Source organism: Parundibacterium terreum (assembly GCF_014636315.1).
Classification (GTDB): domain Bacteria; phylum Pseudomonadota; class Gammaproteobacteria; order Burkholderiales; family Burkholderiaceae_D; genus Undibacterium; species Undibacterium terreum.
Genome location: NZ_BMED01000002.1, coordinates 938,814 through 959,309, shown reverse-complemented (window position 1 = coordinate 959,309; position 20,496 = coordinate 938,814). Strand labels below are relative to the sequence as shown.

Genomic DNA, 20,496 nt, shown 5'->3' with positions numbered 1-20,496 from the left:
TCGTCAAAATGAATAAATTGTTTTCCCAAAAGCGGCGCCTTGCGCATTTCGCGAGCCGCTTCAGGGATTCCATCACCGGCAGCATTACGCTGGATGCCTCGCAACTGATCGATGTCGCCGGCAGGTTGACGCCGGTGCTGTGGCATGGTTCATCGGCGATCAATATGGATTTCTCTCTGGTGGACAGCTATGCCCGCCAGACCGGCCTGGCAGCTACAGTCTTCGTCAAGGATGGCAGCGATTTCATCCGCATTTCCACGTCGATCAAGAAAGAGAATGGCGACCGCGCGATAGGCACGCCGCTGGACCGCGCGCATCCCGGTTACAAGCGCCTGATCGCAGGTGAATCCTATATCGGCTATGCCACCTTGTTTGGCATCCAGTACATCACACGCTACGACCCCATCAAGGATGGCAGCGGCCGCATCATCGGCGTGCTGTTTGTCGGCATCAATGTCAGCGACCAGGCCCAGATGGGCATCAGTACCAAGGTAGCGCTGCTGGTATTCGGGCTCAGCAGCCTGTTGCTCATTGCGATAGTGTGGAGCCTGGGGGCTGCCATGCAGGATCTGGCGCCGCAGCGTGCTGTGGACATTGCCGGTTTGCGCAGCATGGGCATGGCGGGCGGCTTAGTGGCAATTGCCGTATTGTGTTTTGTATTGAACATGCTGATACAGCGCATGGTCAGTCATCCGCTGCGCGATGCGATGAAAGGCGCGCAGAAACTGGCGGCCGGCGATCTGACCATGTTGCTGCACATAGGCCGCCGCGACGAGATCGGCCAGCTGATGCAATCTATCAACGGCATAGGCACCGGCCTGGCCGGCGTGGTCGGCAGTGTGCGTGCCGGTACCGATCAACTGGCAACCGTCACCAGTGAAATTGCCAGCGGCAATGCCGACCTGTCTTCACGTACCGAATCGCAGGCCAGTTCACTGGAGCAGACCGTGTCATCGATGGAACAACTGACGTCCACCGTCAAACAGAATGAATCCAATGCACAGCGCGCCAGCCAATTGGTGGCATCGGCATCCCAGGTTGCCACGCAGGGGCGGCAGGTCGTGTCGCAAGTGGTGGATATGATGGGCAATATCCAGCAAAGCTCGCGCAAGATAGGCGACATCATCGGTACCATAGAAGGCATCGCCTTCCAGACCAATATCCTGGCGCTGAACGCGGCGGTGGAAGCGGCGCGTGCGGGTGAGCAGGGCAGGGGCTTTGCAGTGGTGGCTTCCGAAGTGCGCAACCTCGCGCAGCGCTCGGCCGGTGCGGCAAAGGAGATCAAGTCGCTGATCGACGATTCCGTGGGCCAGGTGGCGGCCGGCAATCAATTGGTGGAGCACGCCGGCAAGACCATGGGCGACATCGTGGTGTCGGTGCAGAATGTGGCCGACATCATGAGCCAGATCACTGTGGCTGGCCGCGAGCAAAGTGAAGGCATAGGCGAAATCAATCTGGCGATCTCGCACATCGATGAAATGACGCAGCAAAACGCCGCGCTGGTGGAGCAAGCTGCGGCAGCAGCGGCCAGCCTGCATGAGCAGGCGGAAAAATTATCTCAAGTGGTTAGCGTATTCAAGCTGGCACAGGCGGGACGCTAGTTTTCCGGAAAGTCCAGGTCATCATCGTGGGGCGAGACCACATCGCCGGCCTTGGTCACGCCTTGCGCCGCCAGCCGCTTGCGCTTCACGTGGTACGGTGTCAGCACCGCATGCGCGATCAGGTCCACCGCCGGACGGGCGTTGCCCTGCTTGTCTTCCCACACCTTGGGCGTCAGCGCGCCGGATAGCGCCACGCTGTCGCCGTCTCCCAGTTCGGTCAGTACATATTGCACATGGTCATCAAATGCGATCACATTGCAAAAGATGTGGTCGCCGTCTGCCAGTGCCACCTTGAGCTTGCAGGTCACGTATTCGCTGCCGGACTGGCCCGAGCGTTTTTGGGCAGGGCCATACAGTCTGCCGCTGATCAGAGCGTCTATCATGATAAGAAGTAAAGCTGGGAATAATAGCGCGGATGTTACAGGCTATTTCAGCATTGTGATAGCGGCCACCGTCCAGGCAAGCCGCATGGAGAGGGTGGCGGGGCGGAACCGTGGACCACCTCCGGTCCGCCCCGATAAAGCTTATTTGGCCAGATTCTTTTTAACGATGTCGTCAGCCGCTGATTCTGCTTCTTTCACTGGCTGGCTCAGGGTCTGGGTCGAATACACAGGTGCTGCAGGCATCGGCGCTCCCAGCATGGCACCGTCGGCATGGCTGATGTCTATCGTCACCAGTGTTGACAGACCTACGCGCAACGGATGGTCTGCCAGTTCCTTCGCATCCAGCGAGATACGCACAGGCACGCGCTGCACCACCTTGATCCAGTTGCCGGTGGCGTTTTGCGCAGGCAGCAGCGAGAAGGCACTGCCGGTACCAGCGGACAGGCCCAGCACCTTGCCGTGATACACCACTTTGCTGCCATATACGTCCGCCTCTATGCGGGCGCTCTGGCCGACGCGGATATCGCGCAGCTCGGATTCTTTGAAGTTGGCATCGACCCACAACTGGTCCAGCGGCACGATGGACATCAGCGCTGTGCCCGGTGTCACGCGGCTGCCAACCTGCACGCTGCGTTTTGCCACATAGCCGGTGACCGGCGCCAGGATGGCATTACGGCGCACTGCCAGCCATGCCTGCACAAAGTCTGCCTTCGCTGCCAGCACGCTGGGGTGCGCTTCCAGGCCCACACCGGCAACGCCGGCACGGTTTGCATCCGCCTGCCTGGCGGCCACTTCCAGCGCTGCTTTTGCTGTTTCCACTGCCTGCTTCGCATGCGCCACTTCCTCGCCGGATACAGTATGGTCTGCCGCCAGCGGCGCACGGCGCGCCAGGTCGTCGCTGGCATCTTTCAGAGCCAGTTTGCGTAGTTCTATCGTCGCATCATATTGCGCCACGTTGGAATAGCGCTCGCGCAACTGGCGCACGGTCGTGCCCAAGCGGGCTTCTGCCTGGCTCAACGCAACATCGGCATCTACCGGATCCAGCTTGACGATCTCTGCACCGGCTTTCACCATCTGCGTTTCATCGGCACGGATATCCTGCACATTGCCTGCAACCTGGGAAGACAGGTTCACCAGATTACCGCCGACATAAGCGTTATCGGTATCTACTTCCTTGGACAGCACCAGCACGTAATAAATTGCATAGGCGACGGCGATCAGGATGAAGGCGAGCGTAATGGACAGCAGCACTACTTTGCGCTTGCCGGAGTTGGGGTTGGTTTGATTATCGGTAGTCATTGCGAGTATTCCGTCTTATTTTGTGGTCTGGGCGACTGTGGCCGCGCCGATGGCTGTGTTAGCTGTGGTTGGAGTAGGGGCAGGGCCGCTGTCGGCGCGGTAACCGCCGCCCAGGGCCTTGGTCAATGCCACTTCCGTCTGCAATTGCTGGTTCCTCAGTTGCAGGCTGATGTCCTGCTGGCGTGACAATGCCAGTTCGGCATTCAGTACGCTGCCGCGGTCCGCCAAACCTTGTTTGAATTTTGCTTGCGCGGTTTTCAGCAAATCGCGGTTGGCGCGGATGACTTCATCCTGCTCGGCAATCTGCTGTTCCAGGCCGCGCACGCTGAGAGCCTGTTGCGCCACATCGCGCACCGCATTCAATACGCTCTGGTTATAGTCGGCAATCAGCTCATTGCGCTCGGAACGCACCGAGCCCAGCCTTGCTTCCAGCCTCCGGCTATCGAATAGAGGTAGTGTCAGCGCAGGGCCGGCGAAGAGCGTGCGGCTGGAATTTTCCAGCAGATGGCTGAGCGACAGCGAATCCAGTCCTATCGCGCCGTTGATGCTGACATCCGGATAAAACGCCGCCTGCGCCACCTCGATCTGGCTCAGCGAGGCTTCCACTCGCCAGCGTGCCGCCTGCAGGTCTGCCCGGCGTGCCAGCAAATCCATGCCCAATTGGGCAGGCAATGCGTGCGGCGCAGAAGGGATGGCCTGCGGCTTCAGGTCAGCCAGCGCAGAGCCGTCTGCGCCGACCAGCGCGCGCAGTACCTCGCGTTCGGTCGCGACCTGCGCTTCCAGTTGCGCCACCTGTTTATTCAGGGTGCTGAGTTCGCCTTCGGCCATGCGCTGCTGGTCTATTGTGCCCAGGCCGCCGGCGATGCGCCGGCTTTTGTCGGTCACGATGTTCTTTTGCGTGGCTACAGTCTGGCGCAGATTCTCCAGCCTGGCCCAACCACCTTGCAGGTTGAAATAGCTCTGCGCAATGCTTGCTGCCAGCGTTTGTTCCGCCTGCGCATAGTCGGCACGGCGGGCGTTTACTTCACCCAGCGCGGAAGCGATTTGTGCGCGGTGCTTGCCCCACCAGTCAAAGTCATAGCGGGCCTGCACTTGCACCACAGTCTCGGTAAAGTAATTACCGCCTATCGGTGCCGGGAACAGGCCATTGCTGGAGTAGCGCTGGCGGTTGCCCTGCGTGTTCAGGTTCACATTGGCGGCCTTGTCGGCGCCGTTGAATTCCAGCGTGGCGTGGGCTGCATCGATGCGGGCTGCTGCGATTTCCAGCGAAGGGCTGCCGGCCAGCGCCTGCGCGATCAGGCTATTCAGTTGCGGATCCGCATACTGGGTCCACCACTGCTTGTCGGGCCAGCCTTCGCTGGCCAGCTTGATACCGGCAGCGAGCTGCACCTTGGCCATATCCTGCTGCGGATAGATATTCCGGTCCGGCGGTACCGTGGCGCAGCCGGCGATGGCTATCGCCAGTGCGACTCCTAAGGTGCCAGGCTTTAGAGCGGAGGGTTTCAATTTAAAAAGATGCACAGCGAAATTTTCTTTGAGAGTTGGGTCGGTTTTCTTCAATTCTGTTTTCATGCTTACTCCATCGCCGCATGATCTATTTCCACCGGCACGTTTTTCTTCGGCGGGCGTATCAGCAGCAGCAAGGGAATGACCATCAGCGTCATGATCAGCATCAGCCAGTAGTCGTTCACATAGGCGATCATCGATGCCTTGCGGGTGATCTCGCCATTGATCACGGTTAGGCCGTTCTGGGTTGCCAGGTTATAGGTGGAGGCCACCAGCGCATCCTGGTAAGCCGGGCTGACATTGGAGACTTTTTCCACCAGCGATGAATGGGCAATTTGCGTATTGCGCACCAGCAGCGTCTGCACCAGGGCGATGCCGATACTGCTGCCTATGTTGCGGATCAGGCTGTAGATCGCCGTGCCTTCCGCGCGCATTTCAGGCGTCAGCGTGGCAAAGGTGGCCGCGCTCAAGGGCACAAACACCAGGCCCAGGCCTATGCCCTGGATCACGCCTGGCCATACGATGTCGCTGGGCGACAGTACCAGCGTATAGCGCGACATCTGCCACAGGGAAAACGCGGTAATCGAAAATCCGGTCGCCAGCAGGAAGCGCAAATCCACTTTGCCCACCAGCCTGCCCACCAGCATCATCGCCAGCATCGTACCGAAACCGCTGGGAGCCGTGACCAGGCCGGCAATCTTGGCCGGATAGCCCATCAAACCCTGCAGCATAGACGGCGTCAGCGCCCGCGTTGCAAACAAGACCATGCCGACGATGAAGATGAACAGCAGTCCGGTGACGTAGTTGGAATTTTTCAGCAGGCGATAATCGAAAAAAGATTTTCCGGCCGGACGCAGTGCAGTATGCGCGATGAAGTAGCACAGGCTCATCGCCAGCACGATGGCTTCCACCCAGGTTTCGCGGGAAGAGAACCAGTCATTTTGTTCGCCGCGGTCCAGCAGCATCTGCAAGGCTCCGATGGCGATACTTAGCGTGGCAAAGCCGAACATGTCAAAGCTCATGCGGCGTGCTGCTGCGGTAGGGCGTATGTACTTCCAGATGCCGTAGAAGGCCATGGAGCCGATAGGCACGTTGATGAAGAAGACCCAGCGCCAGTTATAGCTGTCGGTCAGCCAGCCGCCCAGTGTGGGGCCGAGGATGGGGCCTATCATCACGCCCATGCCCCATACCGCCATTGCAGAACCGTGTTTTTCGCGCGGATTGATATCCAGCAGCACCGCCTGCGATAGCGGCACCAGCGCAGCACCGAAAATGCCTTGCAGCAGCCGCGCGCCGACGATCTGGCCGAGCGACATCGACAGCCCGCACAGGATGGAGGCGATGGTGAAACCCGCAACGGATACCAGAAAGATATTTTTTTGGCCGAAGCGGTCGCAAAGCCAGCCTGTCAGCGGTGTGGCGATGGCGGCTGCCACGATGAAGGAGGTCAGCACCCAGGTGATCTGGTCCTGCGATGCAGACAGGCTGCCCTGCATATGCGGGAGTGCCACGTTGGCAATGGTACCGTCCAACGCCTGGATGATGGTGGCCAGCATGATCGAGATGGTGATCATGCGGCGGTTGATGGGCACCTCCGGTACCGGGCCTGCTGCAGTGGTTGTTGCAGCACTACTCATAGCGTGGACTCCGCCGCGCTGTTCAGCGCTTCCAGCAGTTCAGTCGCGGCGCGCAATTGCTCCTTGTCAAAGTCCGCCAGGAATTCGGCACGGAAAGAATCGGCCACCTCTTTCACCTTGCGGTATAGCGCATTGCCTTCATCGGTCAGCACCACCAGCTTCACGCGGCGATCGGTCTGCGACGGCTGGCGGATGACAAAGCCGGCCTTTACCAGCCTGTCTATCATCGACACCATGGTCGGGTCTTCCACGCCCAGCTTATGCGCCAGCTCGGTCTGCGACAGCGCCTGGCCGCTCTTGGCGATGACCGCAATGGCCATCCAGCTGGCCTGTCCCACGCCCAGATGTTTCAGGCGGCGGTCCAATGCCTGCCGCCAGCTACGTGCCGCGTTATGCATGGCGGCGGAAAAGCGCTCTTCTATGGTTAACAATGGCTAGCTCACTAATGGTTAGATATCTAATCATAAGATAGCATAATTTTTGCTGTGCAACAATATCGCGATTTGGCTTTGATTTCCCAAGGGAAATAGTGTGATTTACCAGGCCAAACGCTATTTATGCGGCATTTGCACATAACTCGCGGCAAAGTGACGGCAAATCGCCAAGTGCAAGCAATCTGTCACAGAAGTAATCAAATGTAAGTTTTATCAAAATGTCTTAAAGCTGTAATACTCTTTTAATACTCTGAGGCAAGTTTTTGTACATGTACCTTTGCTGCCGTGCGCGAAAAAAAGCGAATCAAAGCTAGGTTTGACCAATTTCCTGTGTCTGTGTGCGGGCAAAAATTTGGCAAGCATCGCGGCAACCAAATCAAATAATGTCCCACATCAGGAGAATAAAAATGCGCAGTACTGGATCAGGTTTCATGCGAAGGCTCCCCGCTTTGTGTGCGAGCGTTTTGCTGCTGGCATTGGCGGCGTGCGGCGGTTCGTCGGAAGATGCTGCAACAGCCAAGACGCCGGTTGCAGCAATGGCGGCAAATTCAGCAAGAAGCAGTTTCAGCGCGGCAGCGGTTGCGCCGCAAAAGAGCACCAAGCGCGGCGTCGCTTACGGTGGCAATTCCGCCGCGGACCTCACAGCGCTGTCGCAAGGTATCAGTTGGTGGTACAACTGGTCGCCTGCACCGGAATCCGGCGCGGCGGGCGTCTATAAAACTCTGGGCGTGGAATTCGTGCCCATGGCCTGGGGCGGTACGCCCACGGCTGATCAGTTAAATTCACAAGTGCCGGATGGCGCTAAAAACCTGCTGGGTTTTAATGAGCCCAACTTTAAATCCCAGGCCAACAAGACGCCAAGGCAAGCTGCCGCGCTGTGGCCGGTGCTGCAGGAAGTAGCGCGCCGCAAAGGCTTGCAATTGGGCGCGCCGGCTGTCAACTACTGCGGCGATTGCGTATCTGAAGACGGCGTGACCTTCACCGATCCTGTGGCCTACATGGATGCTTTCCTTGCCGCCTGCCAGGGATGCCAAGTCGATTACATTCCCGTGCACTGGTATGCCTGCGATGTCAGCGCGCTCAGAAATTACATAGACCGCTTCCGTAAGTACAACAAGCCATTGTGGGTCACCGAGTTTGCCTGCGGCGACAATCCGCACAATACGATTACGCTGGACGTGCAAAAGAACTACATGACCGCAGCGGTCAACTATCTGGAAAATGAACCTATCGTCGCCAGGTACTCATGGTTCTCCGGCAGGAATAGCGCAATCCCCAATATCAACCTGTTAGGCGGTGACGGCCAGTTGACTGAACTGGGCCAGTTGTATGTCAGCCTGCCTGCCAGCCTGAACGACGTGCAATTGACACCTGTGGCAGCAGTTGCTTCCGCATCGGAGAACGGCGACCTTGGCCCGGCAAAAGCCATCGACAATAATCAGGGCACACGCTGGTCCAGCGCCTTTAACGACCAGCAATGGATCTACCTCGATTTCGGCGCCACCGTCGATATCTCGCATGTCAGGATCAGTTGGGAAAACGCGCACGCGACCGACTACCAGCTCCAGACTTCGCCGGATGCGGTGGTCTGGACCACCATCAAGACCGTCACGGGCAGTGCCGGCGGCGTGGAAGATCTGACCGGCCTCAGCGGCAGCGGCAGGTATCTGCGCATGAACGGCCTCAAGCGTTCTACGCCGTATGGATATTCCATCTTTGAAATAAGCGCCTTCCGCTCACTGGCATCGTCCACGCCGTCATCCACGCTGCACGCTATCAGCGCCACGGCGTCCTCTTCCGAGAACGATGCTACCGGCCCCGCCAACGCGATCGACAGCAACATGGGCAGCCGCTGGTCCAGCGCCTTTAATGATGCGCAGTGGCTTACTCTGGATTTTGGCAATGCCGTGAACTTGTCGCGGGTCCGCCTCAACTGGGAAGCGGCGCACGCCAGCGAATACCAGATCCAGGTGTCCAATGACAACACCAACTGGACGACCGTTAAATCCGTTACCGGCAGCGCCGGTGGTGTGGAAGACTTCCAGAATCTGGCCGCCACCGGCCGCTATCTGCGCATCAATGGCAGCAAGCGCGCCACGCAATACGGCTATTCCATTTTTGAAGTGGAAACCTGGGGCAGCGCAGCTTCTGCTGCACCGTCCACCGGGGTGATCAGTGCCGTCAGTGCCAGCGCTTCGGGCATGGAAAACGCCACCCTCGGTCCAGAAAAAGCGATAGACAAGAATATGGGCAGCCGCTGGTCCAGCGCGTTCTATGATGCACAGTGGATCACGCTGGACTTCGGCGGCAAGGCTGGTTTCTCGCGCATTCGCCTTAACTGGGAAAACGCCCACGCAGCCGAATACCAGATCCAGGTATCCGATGACAATGTGAACTGGACTACCGTCAAGGCCGTCACAGGGAGCAATGGCGGCGTAGAGGACTTTCAGAATCTGGCAGCCTCCGGCCGCTACCTGCGCATCAATGGCAGCAAGCGCGCCACACCATATGGCTATTCCATTTTTGAAATAGAAACCTGGGGCACAGCGCCCGCTGCGGGCTCGACGATCAAATAGATGAAGGCAAGTGCCACTAACAAGTAGTCAGTAACAAGTAATTAATAAAACGGCAGCCCCTGGCAGAAAAAAATGCTGAACTCCGGGACTGGCCGCTAAAGAACAACACGGCTGCTGCGATGATAGCCGACAGTCTAAAAGCGCAGCTTCTGTTTTGTAGATGTAAAACCGGTAATACTCCAGAGTTTGCGGGCCTGAAAAGGCCCGCTTTTTTTTGCCCGAGTATTAGGCTGGATATTGAGTTGGTGTTGCAGGTATCTGGTTCGCGCTAGCGGGAGGGCACGCACTGTATATGGGTACTGCCTTCGACGATGTACTCCACATTCTCAATTCCTGCAGTAACCATCATCTGTTTATTCGCCGCCATCTGCAACTGGCGCGTATGCGGCGGCGCCAGCGTGCTGAAAGCCGCCCGTACAGTGGGTTTGCGGTGCTGCGCAGCGAGAGACACAACTTCAACTTGCGTCAAAGGATGGGGTGACTCAACAACAAATTTGATGCGCTCAGTCTCCCCCGGAACGGCATAAGAGATTTTGTAAACGGACATGCATTGCTCTTTCTCTGGTCGCCAGCGGGACATGGCAAAGTCATGGCAAAGTGGCTGCCAATATGATCAATCCATGCTACGCCGCCCTGCATGCCGCTACCGTGCGATAGCGAACAGATATTGCTATGCGGAATCGGTTCATGGCCGGGCGGAGCACTCCTCGGTTACACTATGTGAACGCATGTAAAAACGAGCGGAAACGGCCAGGCAGCCCGAGAGTGAATTCGGCATGCTGCGTGGTGCAGTGCCCCATGGAGACGCAGGTGGACTCAATCATCAACAGAAAAGACGATGCACTGCGGGCATGGAAATGCCGCCTGCGTGCCTCTGCTTTAATTGCCGGCCTGCTATTCCCTATCTTCTCCCAGGCGGAAACCACGCTCTATGTTGGCAACGTCGCGCCGTTTTCCTATCCAGCCGGCCAGGCTCAACGAGGTGTGCTGTACGATCTGCTGCATGAGCTGGCCTTGCGCGTCGGCCACAGTGGCACTGTCAACGTAGTACCGCTAAAGCGCGAGCTGGAAATGCTGCGCACCGACAATAATTCATTGGGCGCCATCAGCAGGCTGGCAGACCGCGAACAGCTGTATTCATGGCACATCAAGCTGATGCAGGACAGGATAGTGCTGGTCAGCCGTGCAGACAGCGGCGTAGATATTTCAACACTGGATGCAGCCAGGAAGCTGCGCATAGGCGTGCTGTTCGGAGGCCCGTCTGAATCGGCTGTCCGCCGTAACGGCTTCGAGCATACCGATCCCACTACCAGCACAGAAAGCAATGTGCGCAAACTGGCCGCCGGCCGCGTAGATGCGATCGCCGTCTTAGGCGGCATGGTCACTGTGGTGGGCAACATGCCGGATTCCGCGCACATGTCGCTGAAAGAGGGGGCGGTATTGGAGACGGTTGATCTTTACCTTGCCGGGTCCAAGAATTTCAATCCGGAAGAAGCAAAAAAATGGGAGATGGCATTCAAGTCCATGCAGAAGGATGGGACTTATGCGCGGATACTTGGGCAGTATCATTATTTGCCGTTGAAGTAGCAGGGCCTGAACACCGCAGCATTTTATTTTTCCCCTTCCAAAGTATTTCTCCCGCCTTCTTTCTCCAGTGCGAATGCACATACAGCTTTGCTGCAGGCGATAAGAGAAGCCGGCTTCATATCAATCTGCCGTAAGACTGCATGCTCACAGATAGCAGAACTAACATTCGTCAGTTCTGCGATAGACGTGATTGTTCCGGCCTGTAGCGGCCTGTGGTGCTAGAGCATCAAAAACATCATTGCCGGATTCTGGCTCTATCTTTAACTCGCTTAATTTTCCTCTCAAGTACGCGAAGGAAAAAGGGAGTAGTGGTAGCAGGGTGAGTAGCATGGCGGTCCTTCAGGCTTAGGTCTGGGCGGAACGAAAAGGGTTTCGTTGGGCTTGGACTTCATCATAAAAGGTCGCTATGTCAGTTTTTGTCAGTGGTCACAGATTTGAATCGCCAGGTAGCGGGAGTTGGATCAAGCTAGCTGGGGTCAATGCAGTGAGCAAAAAAATGCCCGCGATTGGGTTGGACGCTAGCGCGGCAATTGCTGGGCTTAACGGTTTTCAGGCCGCGATAAACGTCCGTTCCTGATGTGTGAAATAATTCTGTTTTGGGCAATCCTTAAGCTTGGATTGCCAATTTAGTATTGTTAAGAGAAGTGTAATGAAGCATCAGGACAGAACATTGAAGGAAGTGGGATCGTTGATCGTGCAGGTTTGGCGCGAGGCCGGCGGATTTTTCAAGAGCATAGAAGTCTGGCTGATGCTGCTGATGTCGGTTGCGCTGGTAGTCGGCGTCGGGCTTGCGTTCATGGGCGATTTGAGCTGCCTGCTGTTCTTTGGTGTTGTTATTGCCTACTTCTCAGTGCGGCCTATCCTGCATTTGAAGGGGATATTGAGGTGGCCGTTTTTTTGATGGGGTGGGATTTGGTGCATTCAGTGGCTAATTAGAATGACTCTAAGGTGCTATTAGGGCAGTACACATGGTGACATGTAGCTTGCAAGCGCGCTCAGATTCGTGAGGCGAAAGTCAAGCAGCCGTTCCGGGGTCTCTCACATGCGTCTTCACGCACATAGGATATTCTCCAGCTTACGGCATTAAGCTGTCGAACGTGTGCCTAGTTTTATAGGGTTAGCTCAACAAATTAGCTAGCTGGGACGACCGCATGTGGACCAATATTCATATTGATATTTGGTGGTCCTATATCTTCCGGGAATAAGGTGATTTTCTTTAGTTTGCAGATATGAACAATTGCATCGATAGAGAGTTTTTGCAATTCAATCACCATTTTCATTTGGTCTTCATTTGACATTCCTATATTGCCACCATGTGCCAAATTGCTTCGTTTGTTATAGCAGTAGCGCATAAAGTTGTCTGCTGACAGATTCATATACTTAGAATTCGGGGCAATTTCTAACGCAACCTTTTGCAGTGATTTATTAATTGAATCATTCTTCAAATTGCCTAGTTGCGAGATTATGGTGTCGTAAATATCTTTTGAAATTCCATCTTCAATTTCTCTCGCGTTTAGCTTGGTGGTTTCTATAAAAGAGTTTACTAGGTCGACTATGGGCTGAGGCCGTTGTTCTTGCACTGCGAGGCTTTCGAACATAAACATCATGTTTAAAAATCTTGCGTTCAATGAGGTTTCGACGAGGGCCGAGTTAAGAAGCTCGATTGCCAGTCGCTTTTCGTCGTCCCAAGAAATACCCATTTCCTCATATTCTGCTAGCAGTCTAAAAAGAGTTTCTGGCTTGATAGTCTGAGGTGTAATCGTACCTCCGCCTCCTAATGACACATATCCATATCCGGGTTCCGACTGTTCCACTACTGTGGCGCCCAGTTTTTGTGAAATTATTTGCTGGCTGTTCTTTTGCTTGCTGAATTGACCCGGTCAGTTTGATCCACCTTCCACTGCCTGGCAAAGGCTGCCACCCGGTCGTACGACCCTTCGAATCCCAATTCCTTCAGATCCAAGTGCAGTTGTTTCAGGCTGCGGCGATGCTTGCGGTTTTTGCCTGCCTCCGTCTTTAACCAGCCCGAAAGCTGGAAAGCATATTTATCGATGGCACTGGTTGTTTGCCGCTCCGCGTAGGCCGGCTCGGTCATTTCCGAGCGCAGATAGCGCCGGACAGTGTTGCGTGAGATGCCCAGCCTTCTGGCGATCTCTCTCAAGGGGACCTGGTCACGAATGTGCCAGCGTCGAATAATGCCTAGTAATGCCACGTCGATCACTCCAATCTCCTACTCGTCAAGACAAGTAGGATTGTGTTCTAAACGTGGGTCAGAATTACGTGCAAATTTCCCAGCAAAGTGGGTCAGTTTTCAGTGCAAATCAACAATTTGCGCATTCGGACTGTTTTGACGCGTGTAATCCTGAAATGTATTGCCGTTGCTGGTCATCAATTTAGCAATTTTAGTTTTACGATTACAAGAAGTGCATATGTATTGTCGTTCCTGAATCGGTCGTGCTTCAGTTGGTAGTTGAAGGACAAGTTCCCCGCAATATGGACAAATTAGGTCGATGTGGTTCCGGCTCATGGTAGTTCATTATTCTGTCAAAACTTAAACTGATCTGCGCGACGCGGTTTTGTTGCCACGAGGTTGTATTTGCGTATCCTGTTTTAAGGAGTACAAATACGCTGTACCTGGGTTACCAATCTTTTATATTGAAGCCGGTCAAGACCAAGTTATCAAATTAAAGACGAAGTTGTTCCCAATCGTTACCTTTTTTATCCAGGCTAAAGCGCCCAGGACGTGGTCAAGCTCGTAATTCTTTTCGCGGTTCCGGCGCTTCTCCTTGTAGCACGTCTTGAACAATTTCTCCATGTTCAAGAACGACAACGCGTTGAGCGGTAGCGATTGTTTCCGGGCGATGAGCGACAATTATGCGAGTCAATTAGCCTCGACGGCCCCAAGGTTTATCATGATATTAATCGACTTGACCACCAAGGCAAAGGCACTTAGCCGAGCGAGTTTTTTAAGGTCAGCGCGATTTTATTAAATTTAAATTGTTCAAATTGTCAATTTCATGAAAAAAATCTTTTGTTTGTGGGCTCTGTTTCTAAGCACTGCAGTGACGTTTGCAAGTACAACAGCGGTCATTCCGGTAAAGTTTAACAACGGGATACCGGTGGTTGACTTGAAGCTGAATGAAAAAACTGTGCCATTTGTTCTTGATTTGGGTTCAAATATCAGCCTCCATTTGACCCCGGAAGTAGCTCGAGGCATAACAGGATTGGAATATACTGGTAAAAAAATAAAGAGCGTTGATCTTAGCGGCGCAATAAATGAATCTGACGAGTTTGTTGTACCAAAGCTGACCGTAAACGGCATACCTTTTTCTCATTTAAAGGGAGTCATATTTTCTCCATGGGGCCTTTCACTGGGCAAACAGAAGGGGTTGGATTCTGATATTTCCGTGCTAGGACTTAATTTTTTTGAAGGTAAAAAAATTCTCTTAAATTTTTCCGCGAAGACAGTCTTAATTAGCGACGAAATTGGCGAGATTTCGAAACCAATGACGGATTGGACCCCGGTCCCTTATGAAAAAGGCGATGAGGGATTGATTTTTAAAATATCCAACGGAAAGAACGTATATCGAATGGTGCTTGATTCTGCTGCAACCATTTCAATGGTGAAGGTGTCGGTAGCTGAAAAAGGCTCTCAAATAGACAAGTGCGATTTCGACCTGGGACCCCAACGCGTTTGTCGCTCTATAAATTTACCGCTTCCAGGTGCCAACGTCGTTAAGCCCCTATTGATGGATTTGCCGGATGAGTTCCATGCTGACGGAATATTAGGAACTGACTTTTTCAAGAAAATTTTGGTGCTGATAGACCTCCAAAATCATTTGATTTATATGAAGCCGAATAAGTAGATGGGCTGGTGTCATTTTCGTGAATCAATTCGACTGAAAATTTCGATAATCTGTTTCAATCGTAAATGCAATCGATGGGATACCCCAAAGGGAAGTCAGAGTCTTAATGAATAGAACGACGAGAAAAATTACCTCGTCGTACAACTCATGAGCCACTTCAGGCTCGATCTACCGCCGGCAGTATTTGTGTATTCAAAACTGTGTGGTGTAGGGAATAGTATTTACTGGGTTTGTAGCCAGAAAAAGATCTAGGTTTAGCGTCTGGTGCTGTTCCAGCGGGCAGATTAAGTTGTATTTTTATACTTCAAAAGCCACAATTTTATAAATGCAACATATAATAAACCTGACAGGTTCCATGCGGAAATCTTGCTTCATACGATTAATCAAACGGGCGTTTGGCGCCTGTCACCCCGTTCCCTCCAGTTAAATTTCACTTTTCTCGGCGTCGTTTTGATCCGGTTGCCTTGGCTGAAGTCTGTTAGTCCCAAATATGCTTCTCTAACAAAAGAATCAAAAGATTTAGACCAAACTAAGCCACCTTCGTTTTAAGCACCATTATTTCTGTGGACAACGATAAGCTGTCAAGGAAGTCTGCCCACGCTTGCATCATTCGACGCCTCTCCGGTAAATGTTCCGCGTAGTTATACGCGGCTCTGATCGAATCACGTTCTGCATGAGCGAGTTGACGCTCAATTGCATCTCGATTCCACCCTTGCTCATTCAAAAGTGTTGAAGCCATACTCCGAAATCCATGGCCTGTCATTTCGTCATTGGAGTATCCCAGGCGGCGAAGCCCGGCATTTACGGTGTTTTCACTCATCGGCCGCCCGTTAGTCCTGGCGCCAGGAAAAACATATTTCCCATGTCCGGTCAAAGGGTGGAGTTCCCGTAAAAGTGCAAGCACTTGCTTCGAAAGTGGAACGATATGCTTTTCTCCCATTTTCATTCTCTCAGCGGGAATGCGCCACTCCGCCTCATCAAAATTGAATTCGCTCCACTCGGCTTTTCGTAACTCGCCGGGCCGAACAAAAGTCAGCGGTGCAATCTACAATGCGCATTTTGTTACCAGTGAACCTTCATAGCCTTTTATTGCCCGAAGTAGTGCACCAATCAATTTCGGATCAGTGATGGACGCATGATGTTTTACCCTGGCTGGGGGGAGGGCACCGCGTAGATCCGCGGCCGGATCGCGCACTGCACGTCCTGTAGCGATGGCATATCTAAATACTTGACTGCAATTCTGCAAGGCCCTGTGGGCCGTCTCCAAAGCCCCTCGCTCCTCAATTCTCCGCAACACTGTGAGAATCTCTGGCGCTGTGATTTCCTGAATGGGGCGTTTCCCTAACCAGGGGAAAACGTCACGCTCAAGGCGCCGGATGATTTTATCTGAATGAGTCTCAACCCAGTTTGGCGCGAATTTCACAAACCATTCACGAGCAATTACCTCAAAGCTGTTTTCGCCAACTAGGACGTTTGATGACTTGGCTGCTTTTCGATGCTCCCCTGGATCAACATCATTTGCGAGCTGCTTTCGGGCTGTATCACGTTTTTCACGTGCGTCTTTGAGGGACACGTCGGGATACACACCGAGTGAGATCCTTTTTTCTTTTCCGTCCACCCGATATTTTAGGCGCCACCATTTTCCACCCGACGGGGCGATTTCGAGGTACAAGCCGCCGGTGTCATACATACGGATAGACTTCTCGCCAGGTTTTGCATTTCGTATTGCTGTGTCAGATAAGGGCATGGGGGCAACTGCGGTTAGCGGTAGGGGAGTTGCCCCCAATGTTGCCCCCATCGATGCTGGATGTCAATGATATCGATTGGACTGTATAAGACAAAAAAGCCGCATCCTCATAGAGAGAGATGCGGCTTTTTTGGACAGCTTTGGAACTCTTAAAACTAATTGATGGTGGAGACGGCGGGAATCGAACCCGCGTCCGCAAGCACTCTACAGACAGTTCTACATACTTAGCGCTGCCATTTGATTTAACCTGGACGACGCGGACGCGCACGCTGCGGACAGGCGAGCCACCTATTATTTAGTCCCAAGCCAAGTGACCCGACTTGAGACGATTCCCTATGAATGACTCTACTGCTGTTGCCAGCCTACCCTAGGGAAGAGATAGTGTAGAGTTAGCCGGTATTAAGCGGCTAATGCGTACGAGTTATCGTTTGCAGTTATAAAGTTCAGATTGTATTTACGAGGTAGTCTGGCCTCGGTATGCCCTGCGCTGCTTTGCAACCCACGTCGAAACCAGGTCGTCCCCAAAACAGATGTTCATTGTAACACTTCTGCCGTGCCAGCAGTAAGCAGTAGATGGGGCAGGGGCGGCGCTTTTCAAGCGCTGCGCCCTGCAGCCATGCTCTTTCTATGGAATTAGCCGCGGATACTGTCTCTTTCCGCTGCGCGGTAATGCCGGCGCAGGGTGATGATGGTGATGGAGGAGGACATCAGCAGGGCGGCGGACAGGTAGGCGATTTTGGATTCTGCCATTGCCAGCGCCACGACGCCGATCACGCCGTAGATGTAAGGGGAAACTTCGTACCAGGTTTTTTCTAGGTTCATCATTTCTCCAAAACTATTGAGTGTTATTTCGGCAATAGTGTATAGGAGAAATGTAAATAAATGTTACTAATATTTCTTGATGTTACCAAAACCTGTCAAATCCGGCAGCAGGGCAGATTTTTAGCCTGCCTTTGTTGCAAAAGACCTAGCGATCCAGCTTGGCGCGAATGAATTCCAGCAGTTCCAGCGGGCTGTCTAGGATGGCGTCTGCCCTCCAGTGCGTGGGTTCTGTCGCGCCGCAATAGCCCCAGGCGGCAGCGATGGTGGCCATGCCTGCGGCGTGGCCAGCCTGTATATCGCGCAAGTCGTCTCCTACATACCAGCAATAGGACGGTGCAATGTCCAGCCGCTTGGCTGCTTCCAGCAAAGGGGCAGGGTGCGGTTTTGGATGCGGCGTGGTGTCGCCGGAGATGGTGCAGCCGGAGCGTTGCAGGCCCAGCAATGGCACTAGCGGATCGGTAAAGCGGGCCGCTTTGTTGGTGACTATGCCCCAGGGCACGCCCAGTTCATCCAGGCCTGTCAGCAGCGCCGGTACGTGTTCAAACAGGCGGCTGCGCACATTGATGGCGGATTCGTAGTTGCTCAGGAATTCCGTCTTCAGGGCTTCGTATTCCTTGTTCTCCGGCGTCACGCCAAAGCCGGCGCCGATCAGGCCGCGGGCGCCTGCGGATGCGTACTGGCGCAGGCTTTCGTAGGGGGCGGGCAGCAGGTGCCGGGTTTCGCGCATTTTGTTCAGCGCGGCGGCCAGATCGGGGGCGGTGTCGGCCAGGGTGCCGTCCAGGTCAAACAGTATTGCTTTTGGGTTTTGCATGGTGTGTTCGGCTATCTGTGCTGCGTGTTTGCATTTGCGTGTTCTGGGTGCGCGGAGCGTGGCTCCGCGCGGATGTGCTCAAGGCGTGTGAGTATTGTGGCTGGGCTGTTTAAGCGGGGCGGGTGCAGGCAACCATGTAATTCACGCTGGTGTCCTGGTTCAGGGAGTAGATCTGCGTCAGCGGGTTGTAGCTCATGCCCTTCATCGCATCCAGTTGCAGGCCGGCGTTGCGTATGGCCTGGCTCAGTTCTGCCGGGGTGATGAATTTGGCATAGTCATGCGTACCCTTCGGTAGTAGTTGCAGCAGGTATTCTGCGCCGATGACGGCAAACAGGTAGGACTTCAGGTTGCGGTTCAGCGTGGAGAAAAATACCTTGCCGCCCGGCTTCACCATTGCCGTGCAGGCTTTGATGATGGAAGCAGGATCCGGCACGTGTTCCAGCATTTCCATGCAGGTGACCACATCATATTGGCCGGCTTCACGCGCGGCCATGTCTTCGGCGGCGATCTTTTCATAGCGCACTTGCACGCCGGATTCCAGGCCGTGCAGGTCGGCGACTTTCAGCGCCTTATCGGACAGGTCTATACCGGTCACTTTCGCGCCTTTTTTTGCCATCGATTCTGCCAGGATGCCGCCGCCGCAGCCGACGTCGATCACGTTTTTGCCGGCCAGTGGGGCGCGGGCATTGATCCATTCCAGGCGTAGCGGATTGATTTCATGCAGCGGCTTGAACTCGGACGTCGGGTCCCACCAGCGGTGGGCGAGGTCGCTGAATTTCTGGATTTCTGCTGGATCGGCGTTGACGGTAGACATAGTGTGATGAGGGCTTTGCTGTGCGTTGGTTGCAATGGTCGCGGTCGCAGCAATACGGCTTGCTGTGGCGGATCTCGATTAACGATATTGTAGGGGAATCGTCACGTCGGCGCAGTAGTCGCGCAAAAAGAAAAACCCCGCCGAAGCGGGGTTTTTTTAAATCAGTGAACTAGTCAGTGATTATTTTGTAGTGCGTGTGCCAACTACTTCGATTTCTACACGACGGTTTTGAGCACGGCCGGCTGCTGTCTTGTTGTCAGCAACTGGTTGTTTTTTGCCCTTGCCTTCAGTGTAAACACGGTTAGCTTCGATACCGGCGCTTACCAGGTAAGCTTTAACAGCTTCTGCACGGCGTACCGACAGTTTTTGGTTGTAAGCATCGGAACCTACGGAGTCTGTATGGCCAACAGCGATCACAACTTCCAGGTTGATACCTTTCAGTTTGGATGCCATGTCATCCAGTTTAACTTTAGCTTCTGGCTTCAGTACTGCTTTGTCGAAATCAAAGAACGCATCAGCTGCGAAAGTGACTTTTTCAGAAGTAGGAGCTGGTGCAACTACTGGAGCAGGCGCTGGAGCTGGAGCAGGTGCTGGCTCTGGAGCAGGTGCTGGTGGCGCTGGTTTAACCAGTGGTGCATCGCAACCTGGCAATGCGTCAGCAGGTGTCCAGTAGCCTGTGCGCCAGCACAGACCGAACGGATCACGAGCAATAACGCCACGACCATCTTGCACATAAGCGCTAGTAGGTGTGCTTGCTTTGATATCTTCTTGAGCTGATGCAGAAATGGCAACTAAGGCCGACGCTGCGATAACGAGCTTTGCTAAATTTTTCATATTTCTCCTCTCGGGTGAGATTACCGCAGATGGACTGCGCAACTAAACTGCAAAATTATTACTGAAAGCGATACTACCACGTCTTGATGACATTCTTGTTTCCACTTACTAAATAGGCATGAAGTGGCGTGAAGCAAATTCAAGGGCTATTGTTGTGATGTAGACATGGTCCCAAGGCTACATTCTGCCATAGGAACCGCTCCCACACGAAAACTGTTAAATTGTCAAAGTAACATTTTGACAAAAATGTCGTCTTTTCGCAACGATTAATTGCCGCAAAAACTGTTAAATCATGATACACGGACTTTGTTTCCATGCAGCACGCATCAAAAGAATGCATCAGCCAGGGTAGGGCCGTCTGTTAGGTGGCGCACCATTTGCGCCCGGTCTGCACAAACTTGATGCTGAATTCCATGCTTGCCTGCCCTTATTGTACGTCATTGCCCCAAAAGAAATTTTTCCTGAAAGCACTTGCATATTTAATATCTGCGTGGCAAGCAAATTGAAATGATTTATTCGAATTGCCGGATTGCCTATTGATGCGCCATTGGCATGCCTTTTCCCCATGATCGTTTTCAG

General features: G+C 53.8%; 16 protein-coding genes, 1 other RNA gene and 2 pseudogenes. 5 read left to right on the top strand and 14 right to left on the bottom strand.

Annotated elements, in window-relative coordinates; genetic code table 11:
- Window positions 1-8 precede the first annotated feature (8 nt).
- Window positions 9-1,601 (top strand): methyl-accepting chemotaxis protein, encoded by a 1,593-nt coding sequence (locus IEW12_RS29085; RefSeq protein ID WP_371874536.1) that lies wholly within the window; start codon window positions 9-11, stop codon window positions 1,599-1,601.
- Here IEW12_RS29085 and IEW12_RS13360 read toward each other — a convergent pair.
- The 5 genes from IEW12_RS13360 to IEW12_RS13340 all read right to left on the bottom strand — a co-directional run bounded on the left by IEW12_RS13360 (window position 1,598) and on the right by IEW12_RS13340 (window position 6,857).
- Window positions 1,598-1,984 carry a single-stranded DNA-binding protein gene (locus IEW12_RS13360; RefSeq protein ID WP_188566503.1) on the bottom strand — a complete coding sequence of 129 codons (387 nt, stop codon included), beginning with the start codon at window positions 1,982-1,984 and terminating at the stop codon, window positions 1,598-1,600. The two genes, IEW12_RS29085 and IEW12_RS13360, sit on opposite strands and share 4 nt — an antisense overlap.
- Window positions 1,985-2,125: 141 nt before the next feature.
- The gene (locus IEW12_RS13355; RefSeq protein WP_188566502.1) at window positions 2,126-3,283 is read right to left on the bottom strand and encodes an HlyD family secretion protein; all 1,158 of its coding nucleotides are present in this window, start codon (window positions 3,281-3,283) and stop codon (window positions 2,126-2,128) included.
- Window positions 3,284-3,298: 15 nt separating this feature from the next.
- On the bottom strand, window positions 3,299-4,855 hold the full coding sequence (locus tag IEW12_RS13350; protein WP_188566501.1) for an efflux transporter outer membrane subunit: 1,557 nt from the start codon (window positions 4,853-4,855) through the stop codon (window positions 3,299-3,301).
- 2 nt (window positions 4,856-4,857) lie between these two features.
- Window positions 4,858-6,426 (bottom strand): DHA2 family efflux MFS transporter permease subunit, encoded by a 1,569-nt coding sequence (locus IEW12_RS13345; protein ID WP_188566500.1) that lies wholly within the window; start codon window positions 6,424-6,426, stop codon window positions 4,858-4,860.
- Window positions 6,423-6,857 carry a MarR family winged helix-turn-helix transcriptional regulator gene (locus IEW12_RS13340; protein ID WP_229751090.1) on the bottom strand — a complete coding sequence of 145 codons (435 nt, stop codon included), beginning with the start codon at window positions 6,855-6,857 and terminating at the stop codon, window positions 6,423-6,425. The genes IEW12_RS13345 and IEW12_RS13340 overlap by 4 nt, the downstream gene beginning before the upstream one ends.
- Window positions 6,858-7,291: 434 nt before the next feature.
- Here IEW12_RS13340 and IEW12_RS13335 point away from each other — a divergent pair, with 434 nt between their 5' ends.
- Window positions 7,292-9,436, top strand: coding sequence for a glycosyl hydrolase (locus IEW12_RS13335; protein ID WP_188566499.1), 2,145 nt, complete (start codon window positions 7,292-7,294; stop codon window positions 9,434-9,436).
- Window positions 9,437-9,704: 268 nt separating this feature from the next.
- Here IEW12_RS13335 and IEW12_RS13330 read toward each other — a convergent pair whose 3' ends face one another.
- Window positions 9,705-9,983, bottom strand: coding sequence for a hypothetical protein (locus IEW12_RS13330; RefSeq protein ID WP_188566498.1), 279 nt, complete (start codon window positions 9,981-9,983; stop codon window positions 9,705-9,707).
- Between the two features lie 263 nt (window positions 9,984-10,246).
- Here IEW12_RS13330 and IEW12_RS13325 point away from each other — a divergent pair, with 263 nt between their 5' ends.
- Window positions 10,247-11,023 carry a substrate-binding periplasmic protein gene (locus IEW12_RS13325; protein WP_188566497.1) on the top strand — a complete coding sequence of 259 codons (777 nt, stop codon included), beginning with the start codon at window positions 10,247-10,249 and terminating at the stop codon, window positions 11,021-11,023.
- A gap of 649 nt (window positions 11,024-11,672) precedes the next feature.
- Entirely contained in the window at window positions 11,673-11,924 is a 252-nt protein-coding gene (locus IEW12_RS13320; RefSeq protein ID WP_188566496.1) for a hypothetical protein, read from the top strand.
- A 229-nt stretch (window positions 11,925-12,153) separates the two neighbouring features.
- Here IEW12_RS13320 and IEW12_RS13315 read toward each other — a convergent pair whose 3' ends face one another.
- Both IEW12_RS13315 and IEW12_RS13310 read right to left on the bottom strand, forming a co-directional pair.
- A complete protein-coding gene (locus IEW12_RS13315) occupies window positions 12,154-12,837 on the bottom strand; it encodes a HEPN domain-containing protein (RefSeq protein WP_188566495.1) in 684 nt (227 codons plus the stop codon).
- Between the two features lie 80 nt (window positions 12,838-12,917).
- Window positions 12,918-13,244 (bottom strand): annotated as a pseudogene (locus IEW12_RS13310) (helix-turn-helix domain-containing protein); the annotation flags it as partial.
- A gap of 796 nt (window positions 13,245-14,040) precedes the next feature.
- On the opposite strand from IEW12_RS13310, the gene IEW12_RS13305 reads away from it, so the two are divergent.
- Window positions 14,041-14,889, top strand: coding sequence for a retropepsin-like aspartic protease (locus tag IEW12_RS13305; RefSeq protein WP_188566494.1), 849 nt, complete (start codon window positions 14,041-14,043; stop codon window positions 14,887-14,889).
- A gap of 529 nt (window positions 14,890-15,418) precedes the next feature.
- Here the strand turns inward: IEW12_RS13305 and IEW12_RS13300 are convergent.
- The 6 genes and pseudogenes from IEW12_RS13300 to ompA all read right to left on the bottom strand — a co-directional run bounded on the left by IEW12_RS13300 (window position 15,419) and on the right by ompA (window position 19,917).
- A pseudogene (locus IEW12_RS13300) lies at window positions 15,419-16,636 on the bottom strand (tyrosine-type recombinase/integrase).
- 163 nt (window positions 16,637-16,799) lie between these two features.
- Window positions 16,800-17,159, bottom strand: a transfer-messenger RNA (tmRNA) gene (gene ssrA / locus IEW12_RS13295).
- 110 nt (window positions 17,160-17,269) lie between these two features.
- Window positions 17,270-17,461 carry a hypothetical protein gene (locus IEW12_RS13290; RefSeq protein ID WP_188566493.1) on the bottom strand — a complete coding sequence of 64 codons (192 nt, stop codon included), beginning with the start codon at window positions 17,459-17,461 and terminating at the stop codon, window positions 17,270-17,272.
- A gap of 142 nt (window positions 17,462-17,603) precedes the next feature.
- A complete protein-coding gene (locus IEW12_RS13285) occupies window positions 17,604-18,269 on the bottom strand; it encodes an HAD family hydrolase (protein WP_188566492.1) in 666 nt (221 codons plus the stop codon).
- Between the two features lie 109 nt (window positions 18,270-18,378).
- Window positions 18,379-19,083 carry a bifunctional 2-polyprenyl-6-hydroxyphenol methylase/3-demethylubiquinol 3-O-methyltransferase UbiG gene (ubiG, locus tag IEW12_RS13280; protein WP_188566491.1) on the bottom strand — a complete coding sequence of 235 codons (705 nt, stop codon included), beginning with the start codon at window positions 19,081-19,083 and terminating at the stop codon, window positions 18,379-18,381.
- 180 nt (window positions 19,084-19,263) lie between these two features.
- On the bottom strand, window positions 19,264-19,917 hold the full coding sequence (ompA, locus tag IEW12_RS13275) for an outer membrane protein OmpA (protein WP_188566490.1): 654 nt from the start codon (window positions 19,915-19,917) through the stop codon (window positions 19,264-19,266).
- Between the last annotated feature and the right edge of the window lie 579 nt (window positions 19,918-20,496).

Bases quoted from the DNA above. Each gene is read 5' to 3' on its own strand.
- IEW12_RS29085 (WP_371874536.1), top strand. From the start codon at position 9: ATGAATAAATTGTTTTCCCAAAAGCGGCGCCTTGCGCATTTCGCGAGC.
- IEW12_RS13360 (WP_188566503.1), bottom strand. From the start codon at position 1,984: ATGATAGACGCTCTGATCAGCGGCAGACTGTATGGCCCTGCCCAAAAA.
- IEW12_RS13355 (WP_188566502.1), bottom strand. From the start codon at position 3,283: ATGACTACCGATAATCAAACCAACCCCAACTCCGGCAAGCGCAAAGTA.
- IEW12_RS13350 (WP_188566501.1), bottom strand. From the start codon at position 4,855: ATGAAAACAGAATTGAAGAAAACCGACCCAACTCTCAAAGAAAATTTC.
- IEW12_RS13345 (WP_188566500.1), bottom strand. From the start codon at position 6,426: ATGAGTAGTGCTGCAACAACCACTGCAGCAGGCCCGGTACCGGAGGTG.
- IEW12_RS13335 (WP_188566499.1), top strand. From the start codon at position 7,292: ATGCGAAGGCTCCCCGCTTTGTGTGCGAGCGTTTTGCTGCTGGCATTG.
- IEW12_RS13330 (WP_188566498.1), bottom strand. From the start codon at position 9,983: ATGTCCGTTTACAAAATCTCTTATGCCGTTCCGGGGGAGACTGAGCGC.
- IEW12_RS13320 (WP_188566496.1), top strand. From the start codon at position 11,673: ATGAAGCATCAGGACAGAACATTGAAGGAAGTGGGATCGTTGATCGTG.
- IEW12_RS13305 (WP_188566494.1), top strand. From the start codon at position 14,041: ATGAAAAAAATCTTTTGTTTGTGGGCTCTGTTTCTAAGCACTGCAGTG.
- IEW12_RS13290 (WP_188566493.1), bottom strand. From the start codon at position 17,461: ATGATGAACCTAGAAAAAACCTGGTACGAAGTTTCCCCTTACATCTAC.
- IEW12_RS13285 (WP_188566492.1), bottom strand. From the start codon at position 18,269: ATGCAAAACCCAAAAGCAATACTGTTTGACCTGGACGGCACCCTGGCC.
- ubiG (WP_188566491.1), bottom strand. From the start codon at position 19,083: ATGTCTACCGTCAACGCCGATCCAGCAGAAATCCAGAAATTCAGCGAC.
- ompA (WP_188566490.1), bottom strand. From the start codon at position 19,917: ATGAAAAATTTAGCAAAGCTCGTTATCGCAGCGTCGGCCTTAGTTGCC.